Raw genomic sequence first — 26,748 nt, 5'->3', positions numbered from 1 at the left:
TACGGACGCAAGGGGACATCGAGAATGCAAGAGGTGTGTCGATGTTGCGGCGGGTGAGAGCCTTTCAGCTTGCCAAGTTTGAAGAGAATCCGAGCTATGTCAGATTCAACTCTTGATCGCAGCGCGGGGTCGGTCGACCCCGTAGCGTCGACGAGAGCCCACTGTTGGACCGCTGATCGAGAGTCAAAATGGCACGTGGAAAGAAGAACAATCAGGCGACCGACCGTCGCCGCGTTAGAACAAGGCCGACGATCGCGGTCCATTCCGACCTCGATGGGGCCGCTGTCCCATCCGTCGAGCGCAAGCCACGATCTGAGATGACACCGGACGAACTTTGGGCGGACCTTCGTCAAGGGGCCCGAAACTTCGCGGGTGTTACTTGGCAGGCCGCGACAACCGCGCATCTGCTGATAAGCGCACGAGCTGGCGATCTACCGTTCGCGAGGATCACGCCGGAGGGAATGGAAGACGTTGACTGCGAGCATGTCGATGGGTCCAAGACTTTTGTCCAGATGAAGGAGATCGCTGGGGGACAGGGGACACTTGCGGCAGCCGGTCTGGCTGAGGCCCTCACGCATGCTCACGTTGTTGCGGGAAGCGCTTACATTGCCGTTGTGACCGACGCAGGTCTCGGCTCGGGCCTGACCTTTTCCGGTTGGGAGGCTGTGATCGGCGACCAGGGTGATGATGTCGTCAACAATCTGATGAAGGCGCTTAAAAGTCGTGGACTGGATGACGACGCCGCAGCCAATCTCTTGCAGCGGTCGCGACTTATCCATCTGCCGTGGCAGATTCGAGCAGAGACAGAGAAGGTGCTCGGATCCGCGTTTGACGTCCATCCGACGGTTGCGCAGTTCGTTGTCGGGGCACTATATGACCTCATCGATCAAAGCGCGGCGACCCAGCGCGGGACTTCACTGCCAGACGCGGTTCGTCATTCTGTCCGGGATGTTGACGCGCTAGTCCAAAGCGTTCAATCGGCGGTTGATCTCGAAGGCCTGAGTATCGCCGTCGCTAGCGGCATTTGTAGCGCGGCGGACTATATTCACCCCGCCGATGTTCCCGCTCGTCAGTTCTATCTGGGCATGGATGGCAGTCCTGCCTTGGTTGCTGCCGGTCACGACGTGTTTCGGCCGCGTGAGTTCGGTGAAGTAGTCGAAGGCTTGCATGACCGCGGCGCGGCATTGCTGCTCGGACCCTCCGGGTCGGGAAAGTCCGTCATGATGTGGCGCGCGGCTCGAGATGCAATGCCAGCTGCGAGGGTTCTCCGAGTTACTCGTTTGGAGACGGACTCCGACGTGCGACTCCTTGTCCGGCACGCTCAACTTCTTCGCCCGTCATCTTGCTCGCCGCTGCTGGTCGCAGCTGACAACTTAGGCCGTCCGAGCATGGCGAAATGGCCGCAAGCCGCAACCTACTTGCGGGAGCTCAACGAGACGTATCTCATTGGGGCCTGCCGCGCTGAGGACTTCCATCCGTCACTTGCGAAGGGCGCGACTCAAATCATCGACCTTCTCATCGATGTTCAGACTGCGCGAGCCATTGGTGAGCGGGTCCGCCTTGCGGGGATCGAGCATGAGATGAATCCTGACGAAGCGCACGGCCGATCAGAGGGTTTGCTCATGGAGTTCTTAGCCATGCTTATTACCGGTCAACGTCTTAACGAAGTCCTAGCAGAACAGGTGGCAGAGCTCGGCGAGCCAGGAAGGGAATTGGAGCGGGACGCAGCGCGTCTTCTATCGTCGGTCCACAGCCTCGGGCTCGCGATGAACTCCGATCGACTCGGTATGGTCCTGCAAGCATTCGCTCCCGGTGCCGTGGGAGATGCACTTAGCAGACTTCGTGACGAGCACATCGTCATCAACGACGGCGCAAACTGGAGAGGGCTTCACGAACTCCGCTCGCGTGTCCTTTCGAACCTCCTTCACGAGTCTCCGCCGCCAACTTTGGCAGCGACACTCGCTAGAGCGATCGATGCTCTTGCTCCGGACGAAGCGGGTTGGCTGCTCCGGCGCGCGGCAGAGCACGACTCCCAAGGTTTGGAAGTTCTTGCGGAAGCGGCAGCAGCCAAAATGTCGGAGCCCTCCACAACAGCTGTCCAAGCAGCCGAGTTGCTGGAAGGTGCCGAACGAGCGGACAACGTGCTTTACACCAGACGATGCATACCGATCTTGGACGCCAATCGGCCAGCCGGTCTCTCGATCCACCACCTGGCAAACTTCACGTACGGCATGAGGAATCAAGGCCTCACCTTCGAGCCCATTGGTGACCCGTCTTTCGACCAAGGCCTTCGTGAGGTCAAGAAGGTTGCTGCGAAACTCCCGGACCGATCTGCAGCCACTGCGCAGAAGGTCGCCGCGAAGCTGAACGACACCTCGGTCCGAGCTTTGGGCGGTTCTGCCGAGAACGTGGCTGAAGCCACGCGATTCTTGGAAGCTGCGCACGGTTTCGCCCCCCTTTCGCCTGAAACCGTTGCCTGGATACTTCAGCGATTCCCCGAGCCGGCGGGCCCTGAGGACGTGGAACCTTGGTCGCGTCTCATCGAGCAGCTCAGCGCATCGCTTGCCGCAGGACAGGTCGAGGCGATTCTCGGCACGCCAGCAAGTCGCGCCACCCAGGTCGCCAAAATGGATCCGAATGCCATCTACGTGTCCTACGAAACCGCGACATCGACGGTCAGTTTGCGCCGCCTTCTGCCGCCGAATCCGACGAGCCCATTGGAGTTGGCATGGGACGCGTCCATGGAAGGTAGCTCTGCTGACATCATCAACGATAGCGCCGTGGCTGCGGCAAGAAATCTCGCTGCGGCCTGCCCGGAAGCTGAGATCGTGGAGGTCATCACCCTCGACGCTTCCCAAAGGCGTGTCGAAATCGCCGGCCACGAGCCGGGATATAAACGAATGGCCCGCGACGCGTTCCCGGACCGAGTCGGTGTACGCAGGAATGTGGGATTTCAGGCGGCGCTGCGCAGGTCCACGGCGGCGCAGTCTTGGACGTCGCTTGTGCGGGCGCAGATCACCACGGCTGAAATGTTGACCGAGTTGGCAGGATCCGCAGTGGCGCGATTGAGTCCGAGAGACAACGCAAATCGACGGGCCAATTGGCAGTCGAAGTTGGATGCTCTGGCTGTTGAATGCGCGAACCAACTTGCTCGGCCGGCTGCGACTGGGGTGGGATTGGGGGTTACACACGCCGGTGCTGACGCGTTTGACCGGAAGGAAGACGACACGACGCGTGCTCTGTTGAAGGCCACGGACGCGTTGCGGGGAGTGCTGGGCCCCAGACTGCTCGTCGCCGCAATGTCAATCCGGGACGCGGTCGTCGAGCTCGGAGACGCTAGAGCCGAGAGTAGCCCGCACTTTGGGGCGCTTGGCGCACCGATATCGGATGAGTTGATCGAGAACTTGGCGCACATTGCGGCCCTGCTGGCGACCATCCATTTCGACCCGTCTGCTGCGTCGCATATTCGGGCAGGCGATCTGCTCGGGTCAAGCAACCAGATCGTGAGCGCTGTCTCACAGGTCAAGCAGGGGCGTCAAGCTCAGATCATCGCCAGCATCACTGGGGAGGTCCCGGGAGCGCACGTCCATCGATTCGAAGACCCTAGATCGCATTCGTGGGCACTGGACAATGCAGGTTGGCTGGTCATCACAGACGCAGAACACTGGCCTGTCCTAAAGGCTGCGATGGAGGCGGCGTCCAAAGGGGAGCGCGAGGATCTGGGTTGCCGGGTGGTCGGTGCTGCCACCACAACGGAGGCTGGCGAGACGTACATTTTGCCGATTGCCGCGGTCATGTCCGCAGAGTCGGAACCGGGGAGTCATGATCTACTCCCTGAAGACATTGAAGAAGTCGCTGCAGCAGCGGGCATCGCGACGCGGCTTGCCGGGGCAACCACGACCCGCATTTCCCGAATTGTCCAGAGTCTCGTAGAACTCTCACACGACGCCAGTCGACGCCGGTCCCGCCCACCCACCTGGCCGCCACTGATCGCTGACTCGCTCCCAACTTTGGCCGACATCGAGGCAGAGGGTCGAGCGACTCTGAGCGCCTTCCCGCCGCAGGTCACATCAGCATTCGACCTCCTGCTTAGGCAGGTTGCTGCGGAGATAGAGGGGTCCCATGACGTCGTGCTGGCTTCGCTTTTCCTGCAGGGCCTGGAGAACGACCTATCTGCGGCAAGGCTTGTCGACGCCGTGAATGTGCTGATGCTCTCTTCGCTCTCCTGAGGTGCAAAGCTGGCGGTCGGCGTAGACCGGAGCCTCGACATTGCGGTTACACGCTCTAAGTCCAGCGATCTTGATACAGAATGCTCAGGTGGTGAACTCGCGAGGCTCTGCTGGGGGGCAGGCAAATGAGGCGGGCAGCCAATATCGCGCAGGCGTTGCGGCGTACTTGGTGTGCCACGGGCTTGCCGGCGTAGCTGTCAGGGGCATTGGCCTCTCGCTGACAACGAGCGAGCCGGTCCGAATCGGACTCGAGACTGGCGATGCGACAGACGACATCCGATGTGAATGTGCGGATGGATCGACCCTCTTTGTTCAAGCGAAGCTGGAATGCGGAATGTCGGGCCCTCTAGATGACACCGTCGCGCAGTGGGCACACCAAGATGTCGAAGACGGCGACTCATTGATGCTCGCTGCGGGCACGGTGAGAGGCACGCTCAATTTCTTGGATCGAGCATTACAGCGATCGCAAGCGCGCGAGAGTTCGAGCTCGCCAAAAGGTGAGCTCAAGGCCATGTCAGATTTCGAGAAGAGGCTCGCACGACTCTCTGTCGACCTACAGCAGAAGATCGTGAAGCACGCACGGGTGGCCGAGGTTCGCGTGAGGGATGACGGCGATCTTCACGCCGCATACGCCGCCAAACTCTTGGAAGACTCGGTTGTGCCTAGTGGCAGTGGGCTGGCCGCGTTCGCTGCCTTGCGGGCAGCCATGCAAGTGCAAGCTGCCCGGCGCGGCACGAGCAGCCTCGAGGATTGGGTGGAGTATCTGCTTGCAGCGAAGTTGGACGTGTTTCCAGATCGAACCGGTTCAGCCGGGGCTCGCGCAAAGGCACGCCTAGACGCGGTCGATTCATATCGCAAACGCCTCGTCGCCGCTGCTGCGGAGATGTCCTTGGCTGGGTTGTGTCCGGGTCTTCCACCCATCGAAAGCGCCCACACCACTTCCGAGCTCACGGTCGAGTGGGGCGAAGGCCGTAGGCCTCATAGCGCTCCGCTCGCCGCAGTGGCTCGACGGCACTCTCGCCTCATGATTGAAGGGTTGCCGGGCATGGGGAAGTCGACAGCTCTAGTTCAACTAGCGGCGGAATGGGCCATCGACCCCTTGGCGCCTCTTCCAATAGTCATAGACCTGCGTCGCGTAGCTTCCGAGACCCAGGGAACCGACGACATTACGATCGCTTCTCTCATCCGGCTAGCTCGGAATGTTCGCGGTCAAGAGGACGAATCCTTGCTCGTCGATGCCCTCCTTGAGCGAATCCCTGCGGATCGCGTCACGCTGATTCTGGACGGCTTGGACGAAGCGCTGAGCGATCGTTCGAGAATTGTCGACGCCGTTGGCAGGGTACTTCGCGAAGCGTCGCTGAACCTCGGACTGATTCTGTCCGGTCGCCCTAGTGCCCTCAACGATGCCTCAAGCCTCGCCCTGCCAAGGGTCACTCTCAAGTCGCCGGAGTACCTGCCAGAGTTTTGTCGTGGGTTGCTGGCCCACGTAGCCCAATGTCGCGGCACGAATGACGACCCCCGCGATACTTGGCTGGCGCAGAGAGTCGAGACGATCGACGAGATGCGACAAGGCAACAGCGATCTCTGGGAAATTCCGTTGCTGGCGACTCTAGCGACTTTACGAATCGCGACGAACGCGCCCGGGGGCGCGCCAATCGGTCGGTTGTCCCTGCTCAGAGAAGTCGTTCGTGAGCACATCAGTCTATGGGAGGCGGCCAAGGCGGCCGGTCCGACAAATTGGAATCCAGACCTGCATCCGGAGATGCTGTCAGAGGCGTTCGCAGAGATCGGACACCTTCTCAACACGACCTCCGATCTGGATGGAACAACGGCGATGGGAGCGCTGGCTTCGCTCTTCAATGCACGATGGGGAAAGGCTCCCGGTCATTCAGAAGTACTGGCGCGTGAGGCGCTCCGATTCTGGGACGAACGGGCGAGCGTATTCACGGTGGAAGGCGGTCTAGTGTCGGCGCGCTCGAGGCAATTCAGTGAACTCGGGGACGCGATTTGGGCTTCCAAACAGTCCGCTAGCGATGTTGACGCTTGGATCGCAAATGCGGCGGGAGACCCGGCCCTCAAGGACGCCCTTCTGCTCGCGGTTCTAGAAGTGCCGAAGTTTGTGGATCGTTTGCTCACGCTTGCTGTCGACGAGCAGTTCGCGGCTCGGTCACGGGTGATTGATGCATTGCTCGAAATACGAGTCGAACAGAGATCGGAATCGCTGGATTGGGAAGGTCAACTGATTGAGATTCTCGCGGGCGCGGCCGAGCAGGAGATGCCGCCGTCCGCGAACACCGCGACCCTCGCCGAAAAACTGGAGGATAAAGCTGGTAGCTCGTACTACACGATGGAACTCGCTTCGCTCGATGTTAGCGCCGTGAACTGCGAGCAGCGCCGTATCGCGATTGAGCGAATGTCCATGGATGATGACCGTCTCAAGATGGCGCGGACCCTGATGGCGATATCCGAGAGGATCGCCGGTGTATCTGGTCAGATTTCGTCCGACGCAATCGATGCGATGCGGGAGATTCTCTACACCCCGCTTGTATCCGAGAAGGGTGGCGTTGTACGTCGTTCGCGGAGGTACCTGGAAATTCGCACCGGTACTCCGCTTCCCTCGGGGTTTGGACGGCTTTGCGTAGGAGTGGCACAACTGATCGCGGAGGTGGACTCTGATTTCGTCGAGAGGCTGTATGAGGTTTCATCCCGGCTCTCAATGGGCGATCACGGGAAGGTGCACGGCTTCCTCGCGGCGGCAGGCTGGACGGACCCAAACCCGCACGAATGGTTCCCCAACTTGGGTTGGCTGCGTGAGTTTATTGACGACCTCGATGGATGGGGATGGATGCTCCGGGCCTTCGCTGACGATCCCCACGAAACTCTCTCCCAGCGGCACCGCTGGAGCTTTTCAGAACTCAATCGGTTGCTGGTTGGTCTCGGTCTCACCGCCATGTACGCGGACGACATTCGAGATGTGCGTGAACTCCCCTTGAGTCAGGTCTCGACGTGGCTACGCTTGTCGGCGCGAGTTCTGGGGCTGGACGTCGAAGTCGTGGCCTCTCAAGCTAGCCTCCTGTTCCACGATTCCGACTTGTTCCTCAGCGCGAAAGATGTAATTGACCTGCCGCCTCTGGTTGCGGACGACCTCACCGTGAACCGTCCCACTCCAGATGAAGCGGCAACCTTGATTGAGTTCTTGTGCTCAGACAGTGAGAACCTTCGTACCTCGGCTACGTGGATGTTGGGCAATGCGGGGTCGTCCGAAGTTGCTTCACTGCTGGCGAAAATCCAGGCTTCGAGCTACGAAGGCCGGCGGGCCGTGATGCTGGTACGACTGTGCTGCGTTGAAGATCCCCACGCCCTGCTGCAGAACTCAGTCACGAATGAGGCTTCTGATGTCCGTCATGCTGCAGCCACGTTCCTAAGGATTTCCGGGAACGGGTCCAGCTTGTACCCAGAAGAGTGGGCGATCGCTGCAAATAGCGATGACGCGACTGTCCTGTCAATCCTCAATTTAGGGCAAGGTAGCATCGCTCAAGCGGCATACTGGGCGTGCGAGCATTGTGGGAATGTCAATTCGTCGGCTTCACTCGATTGTGACAGTTGCGCGACTGGGACCAAGCCTGGCGAGCACTAGCGTCGACGCATCCCGTGTCGTGAAGCCCTAGGGCTGTACGTGTGCGCCGGCCGTCTAGATCAAGTGTGCGCGCCCCCGGCGCGCCCCCACCGTAAGAATCGATGTAATCCACGGCATGGATGGGCCTGCAATCCCAGGTAGGAAGGCATCGAGCAACCTCTCGTAATGAAAAGGTCGTCAGTTCGATTCTGACAAGCGGCTCAACGAAAATTTGACCTCAGGGTTCGGCCCGCGTCCCTCGGCGCCCCACTCGATCGACGCCCGATCGTCAATCACACCTCGATGCCGTCCAGCCGGAGCAGGCCCAGCCGCGAAGCTGCTGAAACGGCCCCCGCGCGCGATCGCTGGTCCATCTTTTCGAGGATGTGCTCAACGTGCGTGGTCACGGTGCGTGGCGAGATCCAACGGTCCTCGGCGATCTGCTGGTTGCTGTGGCCCATGGCCATCCCATGGAGGATGTCCAGCTCCCGAGGCGACAACCCCAGAAGCTGATCCGTGGGCCGTTCACGGACCATCGCAGCAGATCTGCTCCGGTCGAACGGGTGGTGTGCGCGGGTCAGGTCGACACTCACCCAGTCATTGCCGATCGGCCAGACGCCCTGCGTGCTTGAGAGCCGGGAGCGAAGGAAGCGTTCAAGGACGGTGGCAAAGCCGTCGGACTCGGCGACGCGTGACGGTTCACAGTCCTCGATCTGCCACACGCGCCCGGCGTCGTCCATGAGACTCGCGCGCATGGAGGAGGGTGCCGCGAGGATCACGTGGCGTGGTGCCACCGCGTTGCACAGGTGGGACACGATCGGCCGGAGGTTGTTGATGAGCTCGGCCGACTCGTCGCCGAACGTGTTGGGTGCGGCGGCCGACATGTGCAACATGCCCACGTACTCGTGGTGAGCCGAGAACAGGAAGACGGACATGCCATCTCCGAATCCGGCAGACCCCGCGACCCGGAAGTAGATCTCGGAGTCCAGGTAGTCCTTGGGCATGTCGCTGATGCGGGTGGCTCGTCCACTCCGGCGCAAGGAGGCGTGGGCCAGGGAACCGGCATAGGCGTCGCCGAGCGTCTTGAGGGTCTCGTCGTCGTAGCCGCTGGCGGCGATCGCGATGTGGGTGTGGGTCGACTCGTCCCACATCATCAAGCTGCTGGCCTCATCGCCGGTGACCGGACGAAGGATCGAGAGCACGGACTCCGCCGCGTCGACCGGGTCAGCAGAGCCCGCGGCAAACGCCGCCTCCACCAACACGCGACTGTTCGGAGTGTCCATGACAGCCACCTCTGGGTCGCGAAGGGAGAGTGCCAACTCTACTCCCGGCCCCGCTGCTGCCAGGTAAAATCAAGGTCACATCACGCTGTCGATCGGTTCCTTGCGGAGGAAGCGCTGGAGGACGTTCCCGGTCATGCGAGCCACGTTGTTGTCATAGGCGTTGTACGAGAGCGACCCGGAGAAGGCGATGGATCCGACCGAGAAGTACGCGCCTCCGCCCTCGATCGGGCACAGCACGATGTCGGCGCGAACACGCGGATTCTCGGTCCCTCCGAGTCCGGGCAACGTCTCGTACACCTCTTCCGCAGCGAGCAGATACCCGTCGGAGAACGGTCCGGAGGTCGCCAGGAGCAGCGCTCCGGGTGCTGTGCCCAAGGACGGGTCGTAGCAGTCGATCTCCGCGCCGGCGGCTCCGCCGCCCATGATCCCGAAGCCGCCGATGAGCTCGTCGGACGCGATCCCGTCGAACACGAAGGCCGCCATCGGGTCGTGACTGTCCTCGAGGCGCTCATAGTGGGTGGAGCGGTCGAATCCCTGCGCGGCAAACCCGACTCCGACGAGCTTCTGCGGGGGCAGGCCCTTGTTGCGCCACAGGCCGGCCTGCTCGCCGGACGTCGTGTGCCGAGCGTCGCCGAAGGGGGACTGGTGGGGACGGGTTCCGCCGTCTGCGCGCCTCAGCTCCATGACGTGCGGCTGCTCGGGGTCGAAGGAGGCGGTGGCGAAGAAGCCATTGCCTCCGAGATACATCAGTCGCCCGCCAGTCGACAGGTACGTGTCGATCGACTCGATCTCGGCTCTGGTGACGTACTCGGGGTGCGCGCCGGTGATGACGACGTCATAGCCGTCTAGCAGCTCGTGGCCCTCGCGGTCCAGGTCGTGATCCGTGATGGCATCGAAGGGGATCGATTCGTGTTCCAGCCAGTGCGAGATGCAGAGATCGGCAGGCAGGCCCCACGCGCCGCCGTGCTGGAACCACGCACGGTGGGTCGGCTGCATCGTGAGGATCGGCCGGCGCGAGCTTCCGAACACGACACCGGAGCCGTCGTTGTGGATCTCGTAGCAGGACCGACCGAACTCGGGGTGGTCCTGGAGCGCCAGATCGAGACCATCGACGATCGGGGTGTGGCTCACGATGATCTCGGCCTGGTCGGCCTCGAAGGCAATGCGATCGTTCGAGTACGCCAGGTAGGTGGCGGTGCTGAAGAGCACGGCCACGCGGTTCTTGCGCTCGGACGGCAGGACGAAGAACGGCATGTACTGCTCCGCTCCCGGAGCGCTGACCTTGGCTGCGTACACACCGCTGGGCAGGCCATCGGGGATCTCGAAGGAGAACGAGGCCGGCCAGTCTGCGTCGGTGATGTCGTCGTCGTGGAAATGGATCGCGTCGTACTCGTCCGGCACTCGCCGGAAGTCGGTCACGAACCCTTGGAACAGGGGTCCCGTCACACCTCGTGTGGGCGTGTTCACGCATGTCCCGTGGAAGGCGTGCGGTGACTTGTCCAGCACGACGTCGAGCAGGAGGCCGTCGGATCGCGGACTGAGACCGAAGTGCCAGTCGCCCAGTGTCCTCTGACCGGACGGCTCGTCGCCCAACTGATCGATCCGTACTCCGCCGATCTTGCCGTTGAACGTCTCGTACGCCAGGAGGCGGCTCCCAACACGGCGCGCAGAGGAGCCGATCCTGAGGTCGCCGACTCGCGGTTCGAATTGCGTCGCGCTGCATCTCGCGAAGTCGCTGTCGAGTCCGGCCGTCGCTTCTGCGTTGCGGTTCATGATGTTCGCGACCGGGGAGGCGGACAGCGTGACGGCGCCTTCTGCTGCGGAGGCCGTCACCTCGAGCAGGTACCACTGATGATCCTGCAGATGCTGATTCAGCGTGAGGGTCCGGATGGCCCCATCCGCGAACCAGGAGAATGTCGGGATCCCGTCGTCGAGAGCCAACGAATAGCCACCGATCTCACCAGCGATCGTGGTGCTCAGCACGGTCTGGAGCTGACTGTCCCTGACCATCGAGTTCTGAGAGACGTGATAGGCGCCGAACTCCCCGGATCGTTCGCTGCGGGGCAGGGTGGGATAGATGTACGCCCGGATCGAGGTCTCCGCGCAGTCGGCGAGCTTGCCGTCATGCTTGACCTCGACGTACGAACCGGGCTGGCAGGTCTGAGCCTGTCCTGCGTACTCTCCGTCGAACGAGCTCGGGACCGAGTCCTCGAGGAATCCCGGGCCCGCGGAGCCGGTGAAGCCGTGGCGCAGTCGTACGAGCTCGGCGCGGTAGCTTCCGACGTTCTCTGCGCTGACGTGGAACGAGAGGGTCTCGCCCGGGCGGCCGGACAGTGTGTTGCTGTACCCGAACAGGCCAGCGGTGTCAGTTCCCATGAGACGTTCCTTCCGTGCCGACCGGGCCGGCGAACTGTGCAGCGCGATTCGCGAAGATGACGCGCATGGCGTCCTCGTAGCTGTGATGGGCGTCGGTGTCGACGACCAGGTTTCCGGGGGCTCCCACGGTGACGACGCCGATCGCCCACGGGCCGTCGGGGCCCAGGGACAAGATGAGCTGCTTGCCGGTGATCGTCATGCTGCCCAAAGCGCGTCTGACCCGCGACGCCGTGTCGGTGTGCGGGCCAAGGGGATTGCGGAGTAGCTCGTCGAGGACGTCGCTTGTCAGATCAGACCTGACCCGGGCGTTGAACCGGCGGTCGAACACCGCGTCCAGCTCGGCCACCCGCTCCGTCGTTGTGCGCTGCACCATCGCCTGACTCCTCGTCTTGACCGATTCCTGTCACAGTAGGAATGCGACGGGGTGTGCACCATCGGTCGACATACGTAGTTCCTGAGCGGCGAAGACCCGATTACGCACATCTGCGTATGGGATTCGAGTGCGTCGATACCTACGTTGATCTGAACTTCGGCTCCTTCGTGGGCCGCTTCTCAGAATCGAGCACACTATGTCCACCGAGCTAGGACGCGCAGCTGATGGGCCGGGCCACGAGGCCGAGGACACCCTTCACGCGCTTGGATACGAGCAAGAGCTCAAGCGGTCGATGTCGTTGGCCGACGTCGTCATCTACGGCCTCATCTACATGGTTCCGCTCGCACCTGTCGCAGTCTTCGGCATCGTCTACAACTTCTCGTCGGGCGCCGTCGTGCTGGTGTACGTCGTGGCAGCCATCGCGATGTTCTTCAGCGCGGTGAGCTACAAGGAGATGGCGACAGAGTTCCCCATCGCCGGCTCCGTCTACTCCTATGTCCGCAACGGCATCGGCGACTTCGTCGGTTTCATCAGCGGCTGGGCGATTCTGCTGGACTACCTGCTGCTGCCGGCCCTGCTCTGTGTGTTCGCGGCGAGCGCGATGACCTCCCTCGTGGACGGCATTCCCGGTGAGGCGTGGGTCGTGTTCTTCGTCGTGGCGACCGTGATCATCAACGTCCGCGGCATCGACGTCACCGCCAAGATGAACCGGATCTTCCTCTACATCCAGATGGTGACGCTTGCGGCATTCATCGCTTGGTCGATCGTCGCGATCGCACAGGGACAAGGCTCGTTCTCGTTCACGCCGATCTTCAACCCGGACGAGTTCTCCTGGAACGTGGTGTTCGGCGCGATCCCGATCGCCGCGCTCAGCTACATCGGGTTCGACGCGATCTCCACGCTCAACGAGGAGGCGGTCGACGGTGGCAGGACGACGTCCCGCGCCACGATGATCGTGCTCTGGGCCGTGACAGCCATGTTCATCGTGCAGGTCTACTTCGCAGCCGCGTTCGTGCCCAAGGGCACGGAGTTCGCTGATGGCGATGCCGTCAACAACGCCTTCTACAACATCACCGGTGATGTCATGACCCATTGGTTCAAGGTCGTCGTGACGTTGGTCGCGGCCATGATCGCGCTGTTCGCCAACACCATCGCGTCCAACGGTGTCTCGGCTCGACTGCTCTACAGCATGGCTCGTGACGGGCAGCTCCCGAAATTCCTGTCCAAGGTCACGTCTCGGCAGGTGCCCGCGAACGCGATGCTCTTCATCGCCGCCCTGTCGATCCTGGTGGGAATCTTCGGTGTGGAGCATGTGGCGCTCCTGACGAGCTTGGTGACGTTCGGCGCCCTGACGGCGTACATCCTGTTGCATCTGAGCGTGTTGAGGCACTTCATCGTCCGGACCAAGTCGCGCAAGTACTTCGTGCATCTGGTCTCGCCCGTGATCGGGTCCGCGGTGCTGGTGTACGCCCTGTGGAACGCGAGCAACAACGCGAAGACCGTCGGCCTCATCTGGCTCGCCATCGGCTGTGTCTTCGCGCTCGGCCTCAAGATGAAGGGCCGAGCCCTGGCTCAGTCGGACCTCTGAGCACGGGTTGGCCGTCGCGCGCATCGAGCGCGGCGGCCAGCTCCCCGACACCACCTCGACGCGAGGTCATCGTCAGCATCCGGCCGCGCCGCGTCGTCGGCGTGGGAGGATCGGGGCAGTGAACAGTCGGACTGGAGAAGGAGGGTTGTGACGACCCTCAGTGATGTGGCGAGCGCGGTCGGAGTATCCGTGTCCGCCGTCTCTCGCGTCCTGAATGACGCGCCTGGCACCCGTGTGAGCGAGGAGACTCGGCAGCGGATTCTCGAGACGGCCCGTCAGATGGACTACCGGCCCAACCACTCGGCCCGGTCACTTCGACTGCAGCGGACGGCCGTCTTGGCATGTGTCCTGCCCGATCTGACCAATGCCCTCTTCAGCGAGCTCGTGGAAGGCGCTGAGGATGCGGCTCGGGAACGGGGATACACCTTGCTGCTCTCGAGAGCGGAGGGCATGCACGACCTTGACGACACGCTGGCGCGGCTACTGGGTGAGGGGCGGGTCGACGGGGCCATCGTGCAGATGCCTGACGGGCTCGAGCCCGAGAGCTTGGACTCTCTCGTGCACGATGCACTTCCGGTGGTGTTCCTGCACGCTGCTCACCCGCGCCGAACGGGATCAGTGATGCTCGATGACGCCGCGGCCGCGCGGACCGCGACCGACCATCTGCTCGCCCTGGGGCATGAGCGGATCGCTTTCGTAGGGGGTTTGGCCGGGTCGCCTTCGGCCCGGCGCCGCGAGGAGGGTTTCCGTGAGGCGATGGCGCAAGCCGGGCATGCGGTCGACGAGAAGCTGGTGACTCGATTCGGCTACCGCATCTCTGACGCGGACTCCGCCCTGGCGGTTCTCGCCGAGGCGCAGCCGCGGCCCACGGCCCTGGTGGTTGCCAACATGAATGCGGGCATGGCCGCTCTTGGCGCAGCACGCCGCATGAAGTGGTCTGTGCCAGAGGACCTGTCCGTTGTCGCAGTGCATGACGCATGGCCGGCGGCGATGACCTGGCCGCCGCTCACCACCGTGCGGATGCCGCTGCGCTCGCTGGGGAGGGCGGCCGTTGAATGCTTGATCGAACGGCTCCAAGTAGGAACCGCCGCTGACCGCCTCCTGAGCAACGAGTCGCCTCAGCTGATACGTCGGGCGTCGACCAGCGCCATCGAGGGCTAGATCGAGCGCTCAGCGCGGATCGGTGGGCGAGACGGATGGAGCGCTCTCTTGACATGATCAAACGTTTGATCATGTAATGGGCGTCACATCTTTCGTCGATCAGGCCGACCATCGGGGACACCACATGAATCGATCCATTGCCACCGCAACACGACGCTTGTTCGTCGCCGTTCTGGCAGCCGCCCTTGCCTGCGCCGGACTTCTGTACGTGTCGAACGGCGTCCCTGCGGCCTCCGCAGCGGGCGAGCGGGTCACTGGCGCCGATGACTTCGAACGTGCGGACGGACCGCTGGGGGCTGATTGGGTCGCGGACCGAGGCACCTGGTCCATCGTTGGCGGGAGTGCGCGTTCCAGCGGCTCGCCAGGCAACGACGTCACCACCTATCGCCCGGTTCAGCTCGGTTCCCGATTCACGGTCGCGGCGGACGTCACGCTGGTCAGCCCGACTCCCTCCGGTCGCGAATGGGCAGGAGTTGCCGCCAATGTGTTCGGCACCTCCTCGTCGCTCCGCTCCTACGTCTTGCGGGTCACGACGGCTGGTGGGACCCGCGCGCTCGGCCAGTGGCAGCTGCTGACGGTCACCAACAGCACGTCCTTGGCCNGTCTCACTCAGCCGTGATGCGAAGGTGTTCGACATCGGGGTGAGTCGCCGCGACACCGGGGCGCTCCTCGTCGACACCTCAGCCGAGCTTTCCGTCGTCGACCCGAATCGTGTTGGCGGGTACGCCGGTCTCTACAGCAACAGCGGGAACCTCCGAGCGCAGTCCTTCTCAGTGTCCAACTCCATCGCCGGCGCCGATGACTTCGAGCGCGCCGACGGGCCGCTGGGGGCTGATTGGGTCGCAGACCGGGGCACCTGGTCCATTGGTGGCGGGAGTGCGCGTTCCAGCGGCTCGCCCGGAAACGACGTCGCCACCTATCGCCCGGTTCAGCTCGGTTCCCGGTTCACGGTTGCGGCGGACGTCGCGCTGGTCAGCGCGGCTCCCGGGGGTGCGGAGTGGGGAGGTGTTGCCGCCAACGTGCACGGAACCTCGTCGTCGCTCGGGTCCTACGTCTTGCGGGTGACGACGGCTGGCGGGACGCGCCCGCTCGGCCAGTGGCAGCTGCTGACGGTCACCAACAGCACGTCCTTGGCTNGTCTCACTCAGCCGTGATGCGAAGGTGTTCGACATCGGGGTGAGTCGCCGCGACACCGGGGCGGTCCTCGTCGACGCCTCAGCCGAGCTTTCCGTCGTCGACCCGAATGGTGTTGGCGGGTACGCCGGTCTCTACAGCAACACCGGAAACCTCCGAGCGCAGTCCTTCTCGGTGTCCAGCTCCACCCCGTCGGTGTCGCCACCGGGTCCGCTGGACTGCGTCAAGGAAGGCGACAGCTATGACTTCCCCAGCAATGACGACGTCGTCCGGGAAGAGTCTGGGATCGGGAGCGGCTGGGCTGGGATGCACGTGACTCAGCGCGTGCTGACTGACGGCAATGACCAGTACATCGCGTACTACAACGTCAATCGTGACATGGTCGTCGGTCACCGAAGCCTGAGCGACCCCGCGGCGGTCTGGACCAAGATGGTGCTCCCCACTCGCCTTGGATGGGACAGCCACAACTACGTCTCGCTCGGACTTGACCGTGATGGACAGCTTCACGTGTCGGGAAACATGCACAACGTCCCGCTCGTCTACTTCCGGACAGACGTCGCAGGTGATGTCACGTCACTCAAGCGAGTGACCAACATGGTCAGCGCCGGCACTGAGAATTCCGTCACCTACCCAGAGTTCGTGAACCGCAACGACGGCAGCCTCGTGTTCAGCTACAGGAACGGCGGCTCCGGCGACGGTGTCAGCTACTTCAATGTCTACGACGAGAACACGAAGACCTGGAAGCGGCTCCTCGACGCGCCGCTCTTCGACGGTGGCGGGACGGCCAGCAACCCGGGAGGGACGTGGAACGCGTACTTCGAGGGACCCACTCGCGGCCCTGACGGCCTGTTCCACCTGCTGTGGGTCTGGCGCGACACCGGGGACGCGGCAACGAACAGCATGCTGTCCTACGCACGCAGCGCGAACCTCGTGGACTGGTTCGACAGTGCCGGCAACCCGCTCGACACTCCCTTCAAGTACGGCGAGGGCGACATCGTCGACCCCGTCCCGAACGGTGGCGGCTTGCTGAACGGCAACGCCAAGATCGGCTTCGACGCCGAGGGCAAGCCCCTGATCACCTATCACAAGTACGACGACGACGGCGCGTCCCAGATCTACGCGGCTCGGGCCGACGGGACGGGTCAGTGGGACGTGCAGCAGATCAGCGACTGGGACGGGCGGTGGCAGTTCGGGGGCGGCGGAAGCCTGAACTTCGAGGTCCAGATGAAGGGCGCGCAGGTGCTGGACAACGGCGACGTCCGGGTCGACTTCCTGTGCTCCAACAACAGCCAGAGCATCGTCATCAATGATGATCTGCACCGGGTGGCTCAGGTGCCGACACCTTCACTGCCGGGCCATATCGCTGATGTGCGGGGGACGTACCCGGGCCTTGAGGTGAACTTGACTCCGGACGTTGCCGGCCCTCAGACGTCGGGCACGTACTACCTCAGGTGGGAGTCCCTTCCGGGCAACGGGGACAAACCGCGTACGTCCTGGCCGACCGACGGCGGGGAGATCTCCGTGGTGTTGGTCGGTCCGTGACCGGTCCTGCCCGATCCGGTGGACGCCTGCTGATCGGGGGGTTGGCAGTCTTCCACCAGCAGGGCTGACGACGAGCGAGTGCAAGAGATCCGGGTCGACGCTGTGGTCGACCCGGACCCGGCTCGCCGGGTCAGTTGGTTTCCAATGGCCGGTCGCTCGCGAGAGCCGGTGCGAACGCCCGACCGAGCGCGGTGTCGCAGTCCCGCGCGTAGCCTGCAAATCTGCGCCCGACCAGGGCGCAACCCTCTTCATCGGGATGCAAGTCGTCATACAGGAGGTGGGCGTCGTCGGGACCGAGGAGGGAGAGGCCGTCGACCAGGTGAAGCGCGGAGTCGCCACGAAGGTCGGCGACGTCGCGGACCAACTGACGCACCTTCGTCAGGGTGAGACGGTCTGGAGCAGTGCTTGCGGCCGCTCGAAATCGACCTGACTCGGCATCCTGGGCAGTCGGACCGGGAGTGTGTTCATGCAGGCCGCACCACATGGGGGTGATGAGAGCGATGGGCGTCGCTGGATGGCCGATCCGTATGACGTCAAGGAATCCATGCAGCGCGGGAGCGAAGGTGCGGGCGGTGAAGGCGTCCCGGTTGACGACATTGATCCCGAGCTTGAGCGTGATCACGTCTGCAGGCAGGTCCCTGATGCATGCGGCGGTGAACGGGTCGAGAAGCGCATTGCCGGCGTAGCCGAGGTTGATGGCGTCCAGTCCCAGATCACTGGCAACTTCCGAGGGCCAGATGTCGCGGGGGCTGGCGATGTCGGTGCAGTGGCTGATGGAGGATCCGTGGTGGACCCAACGAGGCCTCGCCGTTCCTGCCTCCGCGGGCGTCAACAGCGCATCAGCGCGAACGGCCGTGACGTGGACTTCCGCATTGTGCGGCAGCCACACCCGAACCAACCGAGCGCTGGACGATGTGCCGATCCTGACCGAGACGGTGGACGGCCCTCCCGGGCGGGTCTCGAACGTTCCGTCAGGCTGCGCGACAGCCAGGTCGCCGTCCGCGGGGTCGGCTCCGACAGCGACATACAGGTCCGGGGTCTCCACCACCCACTCTGACGCGGGCGGGGTGTCGGCGTTGTACGTCAGCCGTGTCAGGTGAGCTTCGATCTCCAGGACGCTCGCTGAGGTGAGCAGCTCCATGGTGACGCCGGCAGCTTGGGCGCTGGTGAGCTCGAGATCCTGGGAGTGGGCGCGGCGCGCCATGTCCGGATTCAGTCGTCGGGGGATCGCGCCGCTTCCGATGACCTCGATGTGCACCGCGCCCTTGATGGAAGTCGCGAGGTCGTCGCCGGAGAGTCGAAAGGGCATGGCGTCCGAGCGATGTGCTGGATCCATGACTGCGTGCTGACGTGCGGGGTCAGGTGCCTGCACGGGACCGCTCCTTGCCTGGTGGATCGTGCTGTGGCCTCACAAGCCGTGCGTCGATCAGTGCATCCCACAGCTCGTGCGGCACCCCGGCGGAGTACAGCTCGACGTTGCGGCGCACCTCCCGGGCCGAACGCATCCCCACGGCGATGGCGGCAACGGCTGGGTGACGCAGGGGAAAGGCGATCGCGGCCGCGGGCAGCGTGGTGCCGTGCTCCTTGCAGATGGCCGCGATCTCACGGGCGCGGCTCAGTAGGTGAGGCGGAGCGGTGGCGTAGTTGTAGCGCGCATCGTCCGGCACCTCTTGTGACGCCAGAAGGCCGGAGTTGAAGACGCCAACTACGATGATGCTTCGTCCGGTCTCGGTCGCCGCCGGGAGTGCGTCGTCCAAGGCGCCTTGCTCGAGCAGGGTGTAGCGTCCGGCGATCATGGCGAAGTCCACGTCGGTCTCTCGTAGGAAGCGCGCGGCGAGTGCCGACTGGTTGGTGCCGACGCCGATGGCGCCCACAACCCCCTCGTCCCGGAGTCGCGCAAGGGTCGGCACGGCCTGCGTCGATGCTTCCGGCCAGTGATCGTCCGGGTCATGGACCATGACGAGGTCGAGCCGATCGAGCCCCGAGCGACTCAAGGTGTCGTCGATCGAACGGAGTACGCCGTCCCGGCTGTAGTCCCGCACCCGCACGTGATCGGCGGGAACATCGAAGCCTTCGGTGTCGCGGCCTGGGGCACTGTGCGGCACCAGGAGCCGCCCAACCTTCGAGCTCACCACCAGCTCACTGCGAGGACATCCAGACAGCTCGGCGCCAAGTCGCCGCTCCGACAGCCCGAGCCCGTAGTGCGGTGCGGTGTCGAACCACCGGATCCCCAGGTTCCACGCCTCCCGAATCGCTTCTCGTGCCTCGGTCTCGTCCAACGCGGCATAGAGATTGCCGATCCCGGCGCCCCCGAACCCCAGTTCGCTGACCCGCGCAGAGCTTCGGCCGAGCCGGCGCCACGGCAGTTGAAGCGAGCCTGCTGTGCCGTTCATGCCTGACCCACCATCGCGCGCTGGGTGCCGAGGCCGGAGATCGAGCACTCGAGGATGTCTCCCTCGCGCAGGTACGGAAGGTCGGGCTGGCCCAAGGCCACGCCGGCCGGCGTGCCGGTGTTCACGAGGTCGCCTGGCCGCAGCACCATGAACTGCGAGAGGTAGCGCAGGATCTCTCCGACTGCGAACACCATCTCGGCGGTTGTTGAGGACTGCATGTTGCGACCGTTGACCCACAGCTCGAGCGCGAGAGCCTGGGGATCAGGCACTTCGTCGGCCGTGACCATCCAGGGGCCCAGTGGATTGAAGGTCTCGCAGCTCTTGCCCTTGTCCCACTGGCCACCGCGCTCGAGCTGGAACTCTCGCTCGGACAGGTCGTTGCTGGTGGCGTAGCCGGCAACGCAGGCGAGCGCCTCGTCGGCTGACGCGGCATAGCGGATCGGACGCCCGACGATGACGGCCAGCTCGACCTCGAAGTCAGTCTTCTGGGATCCTCGTGGGACAAGGACCGAGTCGTGAGGTCCCACCACCGTGGAGGGGTCCTTCATGAACACGACCGGCTCATCGGGGATGGTTGCCCCCGACTCGGCTGCGTGATCGGCGTAGTTGAGACCGATGCACACGATCTTTCCTGGGCGTCCGATCGGTGGCCCCAGACGGACAGCCTCGGCGTCGACCAAGGGCAGCTTGTCCAGCGACTCTGAGACCGACGTGAGTGAGCTCGGGTCCAGATGCTCGCCGGTCCAGTCAGCTACGAGGGGCGTGGCGTCCAACAGGCGTCCGTCGGATGTCAGGACGCCGGGTTGCTCGCGACCGGGCTCTCCGAAACGGACGATCCTCATGGGGCTTCTCCCTGGGTGCGAGAGCCTTGGGTGAGTGATTGGTCGTCGTGGGAAGCGACCTGACGGACGCCAACGGTGAGGAGGAGGTTGGCGTATGTCCGAACGTCGCCGGTGACGACGGCTAGGGCAACGTCGCGGGAGCGCGCGATCTCGTAGAACGCCCACCTGTCCAGCCGGTCGACCTCGATCCCCGGAAGGTCAGCCAGGTGCTGGGTGACGGCCTGCGGTTGATCCTCGCCTGCTGGCGGGACCATGACGGCTGCCGACTCGACCGTCATGGCCGTGAGCAGCACCCGCAGCACCGTGCTCGTGTCCAACAGGCCGGGCGCGAGGTTGAGGTGCACCAGCTCAGCCCGCTCCTGCACGGCAGTGCTTGCCGGATAGTGCCCGTCGAGCACAAGCACATGGGCGCCGTGGCCTGCGCGCGCGACGGCGGCCAGCAGCTGAGGGTGAATGAGGGTCCCAGTGATCATGGCTCGCTCCCAGGTGTCAGGTTCAGTCGGTGGAGGTCTGTGGTGCCGCAGACGACAGCGGGTCATATCCGCTCCACACGGGACCGTCGGGGAACCGGTGGGTGTTGACGCTGTCGACCAGCATCTGACCCCCACCCCCGGGAACGGTCGGGGTGACGTAGTGGCCGTTGCGGATGCGCACCGGCGCGGTGAAGTGCTCGTGGAGGTGGTCGACGTACTCGATGACCCGATCCTGGGTTGTCCCGCTCACTGCCACGTAGTCGAACATCGACAGGTGCTGGACCATCTCGCACAGTCCCACGCCGCCGGCATGCGGACACACCGGTGTCTCGTACTGAGCCGCGAGCAACAAGATCGCGATGTTCTCATTGACGCCGGCCACCCGGGCTGCGTCCAGCTGGAGCACATCGATGGCGCCGGCTTGCAGCATCTGCTTGAACATGACCCGGTTGGCGCCGTGCTCGCCGGTGGCGACCTTGATGGGGGCGACGGCTCGCCGGATCGCGGCATGCGCAAGCACGTCGTCGGGAAACGTAGGCTCCTCGATCCACCATGGGTCGTACGGGGCCAGGCGCGACATCCATTCGATCGCCTCCGCGACGTCCCATCGCTGGTTGGCGTCGACAGCCACCCGAATCTCTGGCCCCACGACCTCGCGAGCAATACGCATGCGGCGAACGTCGTCCTCGACGTCTGCGCCGACCTTGAGCTTGATCTGCCGGAACCCGTCCTTCACGGCCTCAGCCGCGAGCCGGGCGAGCTTCTCGTCGGAGTATCCGAGCCACCCTGGCGTCGTCGTGTACGCCGGGTAGCCCGTGGCGAGCAGGTGCGCCTCTCGCTCGGCCCGGCCATCATGAGCGCGCTTCAGCAGCTCGAGCGCCTGCTGTGGCGTGAGGGCGTCACTGAGGTAGCGGAAGTCGACACAGTCGACGAGCTGCTCAGGCGACAGCTGGGACATGTACTGCCACAACGGGAGGTTCGCTCGTCTCGCTGCGAGGTCCCACGCCGCGTTGACCACGGCGCCGGCAGCCATGTGGATGACCCCCTTCTCCGGCCCGAGCCAGCGGAACTGCGGATCATGCACCAGCGCACGCGACAGTCCACCGAGGTCGGCACACACGTCCTCCACGTGCCGACCGACGACCAGGTCGGACAGCGCCTCGATGGCCCGCACCTGGATGTCGTTCCCGCGGCCCGTGGTGAACGCCAGGGCATGTCCCGCAGGGTGGTCAGGGTCGTCGGTGCAGATCGTCACGTAGGCAGCCGAGTAGTCAGGTTCGGGGTTCATCGCGTCCGAGCCGTCGAGCGTCTTGGACGTGGGGAACCTGACATCGGTCACCTCCAAGCCAGTGATCCGCGCGGTACGGCTGGCCTGGCCGTGTGTGTGTTCTGACAACACGAGTTCCTCCTGAGCATGAGCGTCGGTCGCCCCACCTGCTGTGTCGGCGCGAGATCGACGCCTGGTTGGCGACGGCACGCAAGAGCCACCGTAGAAGCCAAGACATCAGATGTCTAGTCAGAGATATGATGTCTGGGTATGAGAGCGCGGCCGACCAGGACGCGCGCTGACGAAGGGAAGCCCCATGGGCGCACCTCTGATAGAGCTGGCCATCGACAAGATCCGAGGCCTCATCAGGGACGGCCGTCTCGGCCCCGGCGACCGGCTGCCGCCGGAAGCGCAGCTGAGTGAACAGCTCGGCGTTTCTCGCAGCAGCACTCGCGAGGCGGTAAGGGCGTTGGTCACGGTCGGCGTGCTCGACGTGAGGCGAGGGGACGGAACCTTCGTCACCAACCTGTCGGCTGAGACCTTGCTGACCGGCTTGGGGCGAGCCGTGGAGTTCATGGGGGAGGAGTCGATCCTCGAGCTGGTTGAGGCGCGACGGGTCATAGAACCGCAGGTCACAGCCCTGGCAGCAACGCGGGCCACGGCCGAGGAGCGGGCCGAGATCGCTGCCCACCTTCGCCTCATGCGACGGTGGAACGAATACGACGACCTGGTCGAGCACGACGCCGACTTCCACGCGGCGGTCGCGCGAGCAAGTGGCAACCTCACCCTCGCGGCGCTGCTCAACGGGATCTCCAGCGCCACTGTGCGCGCACGGGTCTGGCGAGGAGTCGTTGACTCTGACGCCGCCGACGTCACCATCGCCGAGCATGCCGCGATCCTGGCGGCCATCGAAGCAGGAGACGCACGACTGGCGGAGGCGTTGGCGCTGGCGCACGTATCGGGTGTGGAGCACTGGATACGTGCGGCCGTGGAACAGGATGTCGTGTAAATCGATTCATTTAGTGCTTGACATGTGGTCGGTGTCACAGCGATAGTGACTCAGACATCTGATCTTTAAGGGATCAATCCAATTGCGATGAGCTCGACGAGAGGCCACCATGAAGCGCACACCCATCTTTGGCAGGGCCGGCTCTGCCGCCTCTGCCACTCACGCCGCCGCAGGTTTCTCGCGGTCGGCTGCGAAGCCCAGGCGCAGGTCCGTGGCACTGGCCGCGGTGCTGAGCCTGTCCCTCCTTGCCGCGGCCTGCAGCTCGGGAGACTCCGGAGGCGGATCTTCCACCCTGACCGTCCAGGTGCAGGCGGAGCAGCTCAAGTCCTTCCAGTACGCCGCGGACATCTTCGAGAAGAAGAACCCGGGCGTGAAGGTCAAGCTGCAGACCATCACCGGGGAGCAGAAGAACACCACCAACGCCCAGGTCCTGGTCTCGGGAGACGCTCCGGACATCGGGATCGTGCCCACCAACGCATCCCCGTACCTGGAGCTCATGAAGAACAAGGAGCTCGTCCCTCTCAACGACGTGTGGAAGTCGGCCGATCTGGACAACCGGATGGACAAGGCGACCGCAGAGTCGATCAAGAGTGACGGGACGCCGTACGTCGTGCTGTTCGACACCGTCTACTACAACGTCGTCTTCTACAACAAGGAAGCCTTCAAGAAGGCCGGCGTGACCGCGCCGGCCAACCACCAGCTGACGTCGCCTGAGCAGCTCTACGACATCGCAGGCAAGCTCGACGACGCCGGCTACAAGGGCCTCGCAGTGGGCGGCAGCTCCGGCTTCCAGCTCGGATGGATGCTGGACGCCCAGCTGGCGGCGAACGACGACAAGGCTGCCTTCGACGACTTCACGAACGCGTGGAAGAGTGGCAAGGAGCAGAAGGTCCCGTACACCGATCCGGAGTTCGTCGACTCGGTCGCTCAGGTGCAGACCTTCGCCAAGAAGGGCGTCTTCGTCCCCGGCTATCTCGGACAGAAGATCGACCAGGCGCAGGCGGCCTTCACCTCCGGAAAGGCCGCGATGATGCTCGGCGGCATCTGGATGCCCGCGATCTTCGATGATGCCAAGACCGGCGTGAAGTTCGACTACGACTGGCTGCTCCTGCCCGGCAAGGCGGGCCCGACCTTGCCGACGGTCTACGCCGGCGACACCCTCGCCATTCCCAAGGCTTCTGACAACAAGGCGATGGCGAAGAAGTTCCTCGAGATCTACGTCTCGGACGACGTCCAGCGCTACGCAGCCGTCAACGTGGGGTCGATGCCAGCGGTGAAGTCGGTCGACCCGACGAAGATCGACAAGCTCCCGAAGGTGACCCAGGACGTTGTCTCGTTCGTCAACGACAACGGAGCCGGCGTCGGCTGGACCAGCGTTTCTCCCGGGGCGTTGTCGCAGACGTTCATCGACCCCCAGATGCAGAAGCTGCTGGCCGGGCAGACGTCCCTCAAGAAGCTTGGGGAAGCACAGCAGAAGCAGTTCGAGTCCTTCAAGAAGGACAACAGCTGATCGACCCTCCGGGGCGCCGCCGGGCTCGGGCTCGGCGGCGCCAAGGTCACCATTGAACAACGAACGGACGACACTATGAGTACCCGCAGCGAACAGGCCACGACCGGCATGAGTGATGCGACTCTGCTGCGCGTGGCTGCACCGGGTGGGCGGCGACGACGGCTCAAGACGTCCCCGCAGACGGTGGCCATGCTGCTGCCCGGCCTGGCGGTCCTCGCGATCTTCTTCGGCCTCCCCGTTCTCGACCTCGTGCGCACGTCACTGTCGAGCTGGTCGGGCATCGGACCCCGTGAGTGGACGGGTGTCGACAACTTCGCCGAGGTCTTCAGTGACGCCACCATCCGGTCCGCCCTGGTCAGGTCGATCGTCATGGGCGTCGGAGTTGCCCTGGGCATCGCGGCGCTCGGCACGGTCCTTGCCGCCTTCGTGTCTCGCGGGTTGGCCGGTTCGCGGATCTACCGCGTGCTTTGGTTCCTACCCGGCGTGGCACCGCCCACCGCGGTGGCAGTCTTCTGGGCGCTGTCCGTGCAGCCGTTCGCTGGTGTCGTCAACGTCGTGCTGGGCGGAGTGGGACTCGGAGACGACCATGCCTGGCTGGCCGACCCGTCGACTGCCTTGATCGTCATCATCGCGGTCGGCATATGGCAGGGAGTCGGGTTTGCCTTCCTGATCATCCTCGGTGCCATGGAGGAGGTGCCGGTCTCGGTCTACGAAGCGGCGATGATCGACGGAGCCGGGGGAGTGAGGTCCTTCTTCCAGATCACCCTGCCCATGATTCGCCCGGTGCTCTCGACGGTCGTCCTGCTCAACGTCATCTGGGCCTTCAACGGATTCACGCTCGTGTGGGGCATGACGCGAGGCGGTCCGGGAGACTCCACGACCATCCTGCCGGTTCTCGTCTACAAGGACGCTTTCGAATCATCCAACTTCGGTGTCGCTGCCGCCGTGAGCGTCGTGGGCGGGGTCTTCCTGCTCATCCTCGGCTTCGCCGTCTACGTCTTCGGCTCAAGGAAGGCTCCAGACGCATGAGTACTCAAGACCTGACTGACACCCCCACCCGCCGCAGCGCGCCGTCGCGGCGCCCAAGGCTCGGACAGCTGCTCAGCCAGCTCATCGCCGTGATGTGGACGTCTCTGGCAGTGCTGCCGTTCCTCCTCATCATTCTTCTCAGCTTCAAGTCCAACACCGACATCTTCAGCAACCCGCTCGGCGTCCTCCACGTCGACTGGCGCCCGGAGAACTTCTCAGAGGCGTGGTCCGGACCTCCGGGCGGCCAGGGCTTCGTGCAGTACGTGTTCAACTCCGTCGTGGTGACGGCGATCGGCGTCGCTGGGTGTGTCTTCCTGGGATCCTTCACCGCGTACTTCGCGACCCTTGCCTCGCCGCGCGTGCGGGCGCTCGTCATTGCCGGATTCCTGGCCGCCGCCACCTTGCCGTTGATCATGTTGCTGATCCCCTACTACTCAGCATTCAGCGCACTGTCGTTGCTGAGCACGCCGTGGGCCGTGGGCGTGGTCTACGCGTGCCTGTGCCTGCCGACGTCCGTGCTGATCCTGCACGGCTTCTACCTGGGGTTTCCCGCGGAGCTCCGGGAGGCGGCCGCGATCGACGGCTTGGGGCTCATGCGCACCTACCTCAGAATTGTGCTCCCGCTCTCGCGCGGTCCGCTCGTGGCGGTCGGCTTGATCAACGGCATCTTCGTCTGGGGCGAGACCCAGCTGGCGATCGTGCTCTTGCAGGCGCCCGAAAGCAGGCCCATCCCGGTCGGCCTCCTCGACTTCCAGGGTCAGTTCAGTGCCAACACCGGAGCCATCTTCGCCGGCCTCACCCTGGCGACCATTCCCTTGGTCCTGCTCTATCTCGTGTTCAACCGATCCATTGCGAAGGGCATCGCCCTCGGCGGCGTGTTCCGCTGACTCCCTCCCGCCAAACCTGAATCCAGGAGCTCGATC

General features: G+C 64.0%; 17 protein-coding genes. 9 read left to right on the top strand and 8 right to left on the bottom strand.

All coding sequences use genetic code 11. From position 1 onward, the window contains the following. The first annotated feature begins 317 nt into the window (after positions 1-317). The gene (locus ASC61_RS19635) at positions 318-4,229 is read left to right on the top strand and encodes a hypothetical protein (protein ID WP_157439380.1); all 3,912 of its coding nucleotides are present in this window, start codon (positions 318-320) and stop codon (positions 4,227-4,229) included. A 403-nt stretch (positions 4,230-4,632) separates the two neighbouring features. Further along, positions 4,633-7,866, top strand: a complete 3,234-nt coding sequence (locus ASC61_RS19630) for an NACHT domain-containing protein (protein WP_162243643.1) — start codon at positions 4,633-4,635, stop codon at positions 7,864-7,866. A gap of 272 nt (positions 7,867-8,138) precedes the next feature. Here ASC61_RS19630 and ASC61_RS04775 read toward each other — a convergent pair whose 3' ends face one another. The 3 genes from ASC61_RS04775 to ASC61_RS04765 form a co-directional block, all read right to left on the bottom strand. Continuing rightward, the gene (locus ASC61_RS04775) at positions 8,139-9,128 is read right to left on the bottom strand and encodes a helix-turn-helix transcriptional regulator (RefSeq protein WP_056210009.1); all 990 of its coding nucleotides are present in this window, start codon (positions 9,126-9,128) and stop codon (positions 8,139-8,141) included. 75 nt (positions 9,129-9,203) lie between these two features. Continuing rightward, positions 9,204-11,504, bottom strand: coding sequence for a N,N-dimethylformamidase beta subunit family domain-containing protein (locus tag ASC61_RS04770; protein WP_056210007.1), 2,301 nt, complete (start codon positions 11,502-11,504; stop codon positions 9,204-9,206). After that, entirely contained in the window at positions 11,494-11,850 is a 357-nt protein-coding gene (locus ASC61_RS04765) for a hypothetical protein (protein ID WP_157439378.1), read from the bottom strand. Before ASC61_RS04765 ends, ASC61_RS04770 begins: the two co-directional genes overlap by 11 nt. 223 nt (positions 11,851-12,073) lie before the next feature. Here ASC61_RS04765 and ASC61_RS04760 point away from each other — a divergent pair, with 223 nt between their 5' ends. From ASC61_RS04760 to ASC61_RS20030, 3 genes are all read left to right on the top strand, one after another. Then, positions 12,074-13,465, top strand: coding sequence for an APC family permease (locus ASC61_RS04760; protein WP_056210003.1), 1,392 nt, complete (start codon positions 12,074-12,076; stop codon positions 13,463-13,465). Positions 13,466-13,612: 147 nt separating this feature from the next. Beyond that, entirely contained in the window at positions 13,613-14,626 is a 1,014-nt protein-coding gene (locus ASC61_RS04755; RefSeq protein ID WP_056210001.1) for a LacI family DNA-binding transcriptional regulator, read from the top strand. Between the two features lie 1,137 nt (positions 14,627-15,763). Beyond that, positions 15,764-17,302, top strand: a 1,539-nt coding sequence (locus tag ASC61_RS20030) for a BNR repeat-containing protein (RefSeq protein WP_235503487.1), incomplete at its 5' end; no start/stop codon positions are given. Between the two features lie 130 nt (positions 17,303-17,432). Here ASC61_RS20030 and ASC61_RS04745 read toward each other — a convergent pair. The 5 genes from ASC61_RS04745 to ASC61_RS04725 are packed head-to-tail and all read right to left on the bottom strand — an operon-like array spanning position 17,433 to position 22,349. Then, positions 17,433-18,674: a GDSL-type esterase/lipase family protein gene (locus tag ASC61_RS04745; protein WP_157439377.1), complete on the bottom strand. Its 1,242-nt coding sequence runs from the start codon at positions 18,672-18,674 to the stop codon at positions 17,433-17,435. Further along, positions 18,661-19,695 carry an aldo/keto reductase gene (locus tag ASC61_RS04740; protein WP_056209996.1) on the bottom strand — a complete coding sequence of 345 codons (1,035 nt, stop codon included), beginning with the start codon at positions 19,693-19,695 and terminating at the stop codon, positions 18,661-18,663. The genes ASC61_RS04745 and ASC61_RS04740 overlap by 14 nt, the downstream gene beginning before the upstream one ends. Next, a complete protein-coding gene (locus ASC61_RS04735) occupies positions 19,692-20,537 on the bottom strand; it encodes a fumarylacetoacetate hydrolase family protein (RefSeq protein ID WP_056209994.1) in 846 nt (281 codons plus the stop codon). The genes ASC61_RS04740 and ASC61_RS04735 overlap by 4 nt, the downstream gene beginning before the upstream one ends. Beyond that, positions 20,534-21,010 carry an RbsD/FucU domain-containing protein gene (locus ASC61_RS04730; RefSeq protein ID WP_082530458.1) on the bottom strand — a complete coding sequence of 159 codons (477 nt, stop codon included), beginning with the start codon at positions 21,008-21,010 and terminating at the stop codon, positions 20,534-20,536. Before ASC61_RS04730 ends, ASC61_RS04735 begins: the two co-directional genes overlap by 4 nt. Before the next feature lie 22 nt (positions 21,011-21,032). After that, the gene (locus ASC61_RS04725; RefSeq protein WP_235503486.1) at positions 21,033-22,349 is read right to left on the bottom strand and encodes an enolase C-terminal domain-like protein; all 1,317 of its coding nucleotides are present in this window, start codon (positions 22,347-22,349) and stop codon (positions 21,033-21,035) included. 244 nt (positions 22,350-22,593) lie between these two features. On the opposite strand from ASC61_RS04725, the gene ASC61_RS04720 reads away from it, so the two are divergent. The 4 genes from ASC61_RS04720 (at position 22,594) to ASC61_RS04705 (ending at position 26,712) form a co-directional block, all read left to right on the top strand. Next, positions 22,594-23,286: a FadR/GntR family transcriptional regulator gene (locus ASC61_RS04720; protein ID WP_056209992.1), complete on the top strand. Its 693-nt coding sequence runs from the start codon at positions 22,594-22,596 to the stop codon at positions 23,284-23,286. A 211-nt stretch (positions 23,287-23,497) separates the two neighbouring features. Then, the gene (locus ASC61_RS04715; RefSeq protein ID WP_056209990.1) at positions 23,498-24,796 is read left to right on the top strand and encodes an ABC transporter substrate-binding protein; all 1,299 of its coding nucleotides are present in this window, start codon (positions 23,498-23,500) and stop codon (positions 24,794-24,796) included. 108 nt (positions 24,797-24,904) lie between these two features. Beyond that, positions 24,905-25,825 (top strand): carbohydrate ABC transporter permease, encoded by a 921-nt coding sequence (locus tag ASC61_RS04710; protein WP_200935390.1) that lies wholly within the window; start codon positions 24,905-24,907, stop codon positions 25,823-25,825. Beyond that, complete coding sequence (locus ASC61_RS04705; protein WP_082530456.1) at positions 25,822-26,712, top strand: carbohydrate ABC transporter permease; 891 nt, start codon at positions 25,822-25,824, stop codon at positions 26,710-26,712. The genes ASC61_RS04710 and ASC61_RS04705 overlap by 4 nt, the downstream gene beginning before the upstream one ends. Positions 26,713-26,748: the final 36 nt, after the last annotated feature.

Source organism: Aeromicrobium sp. Root344, from assembly GCF_001425755.1.
Taxonomy (GTDB): domain Bacteria; phylum Actinomycetota; class Actinomycetes; order Propionibacteriales; family Nocardioidaceae; genus Aeromicrobium.
The sequence above is the reverse complement of the archived record's forward strand: the minus strand, read 5'-3'. Positions and strand labels throughout refer to the sequence as shown.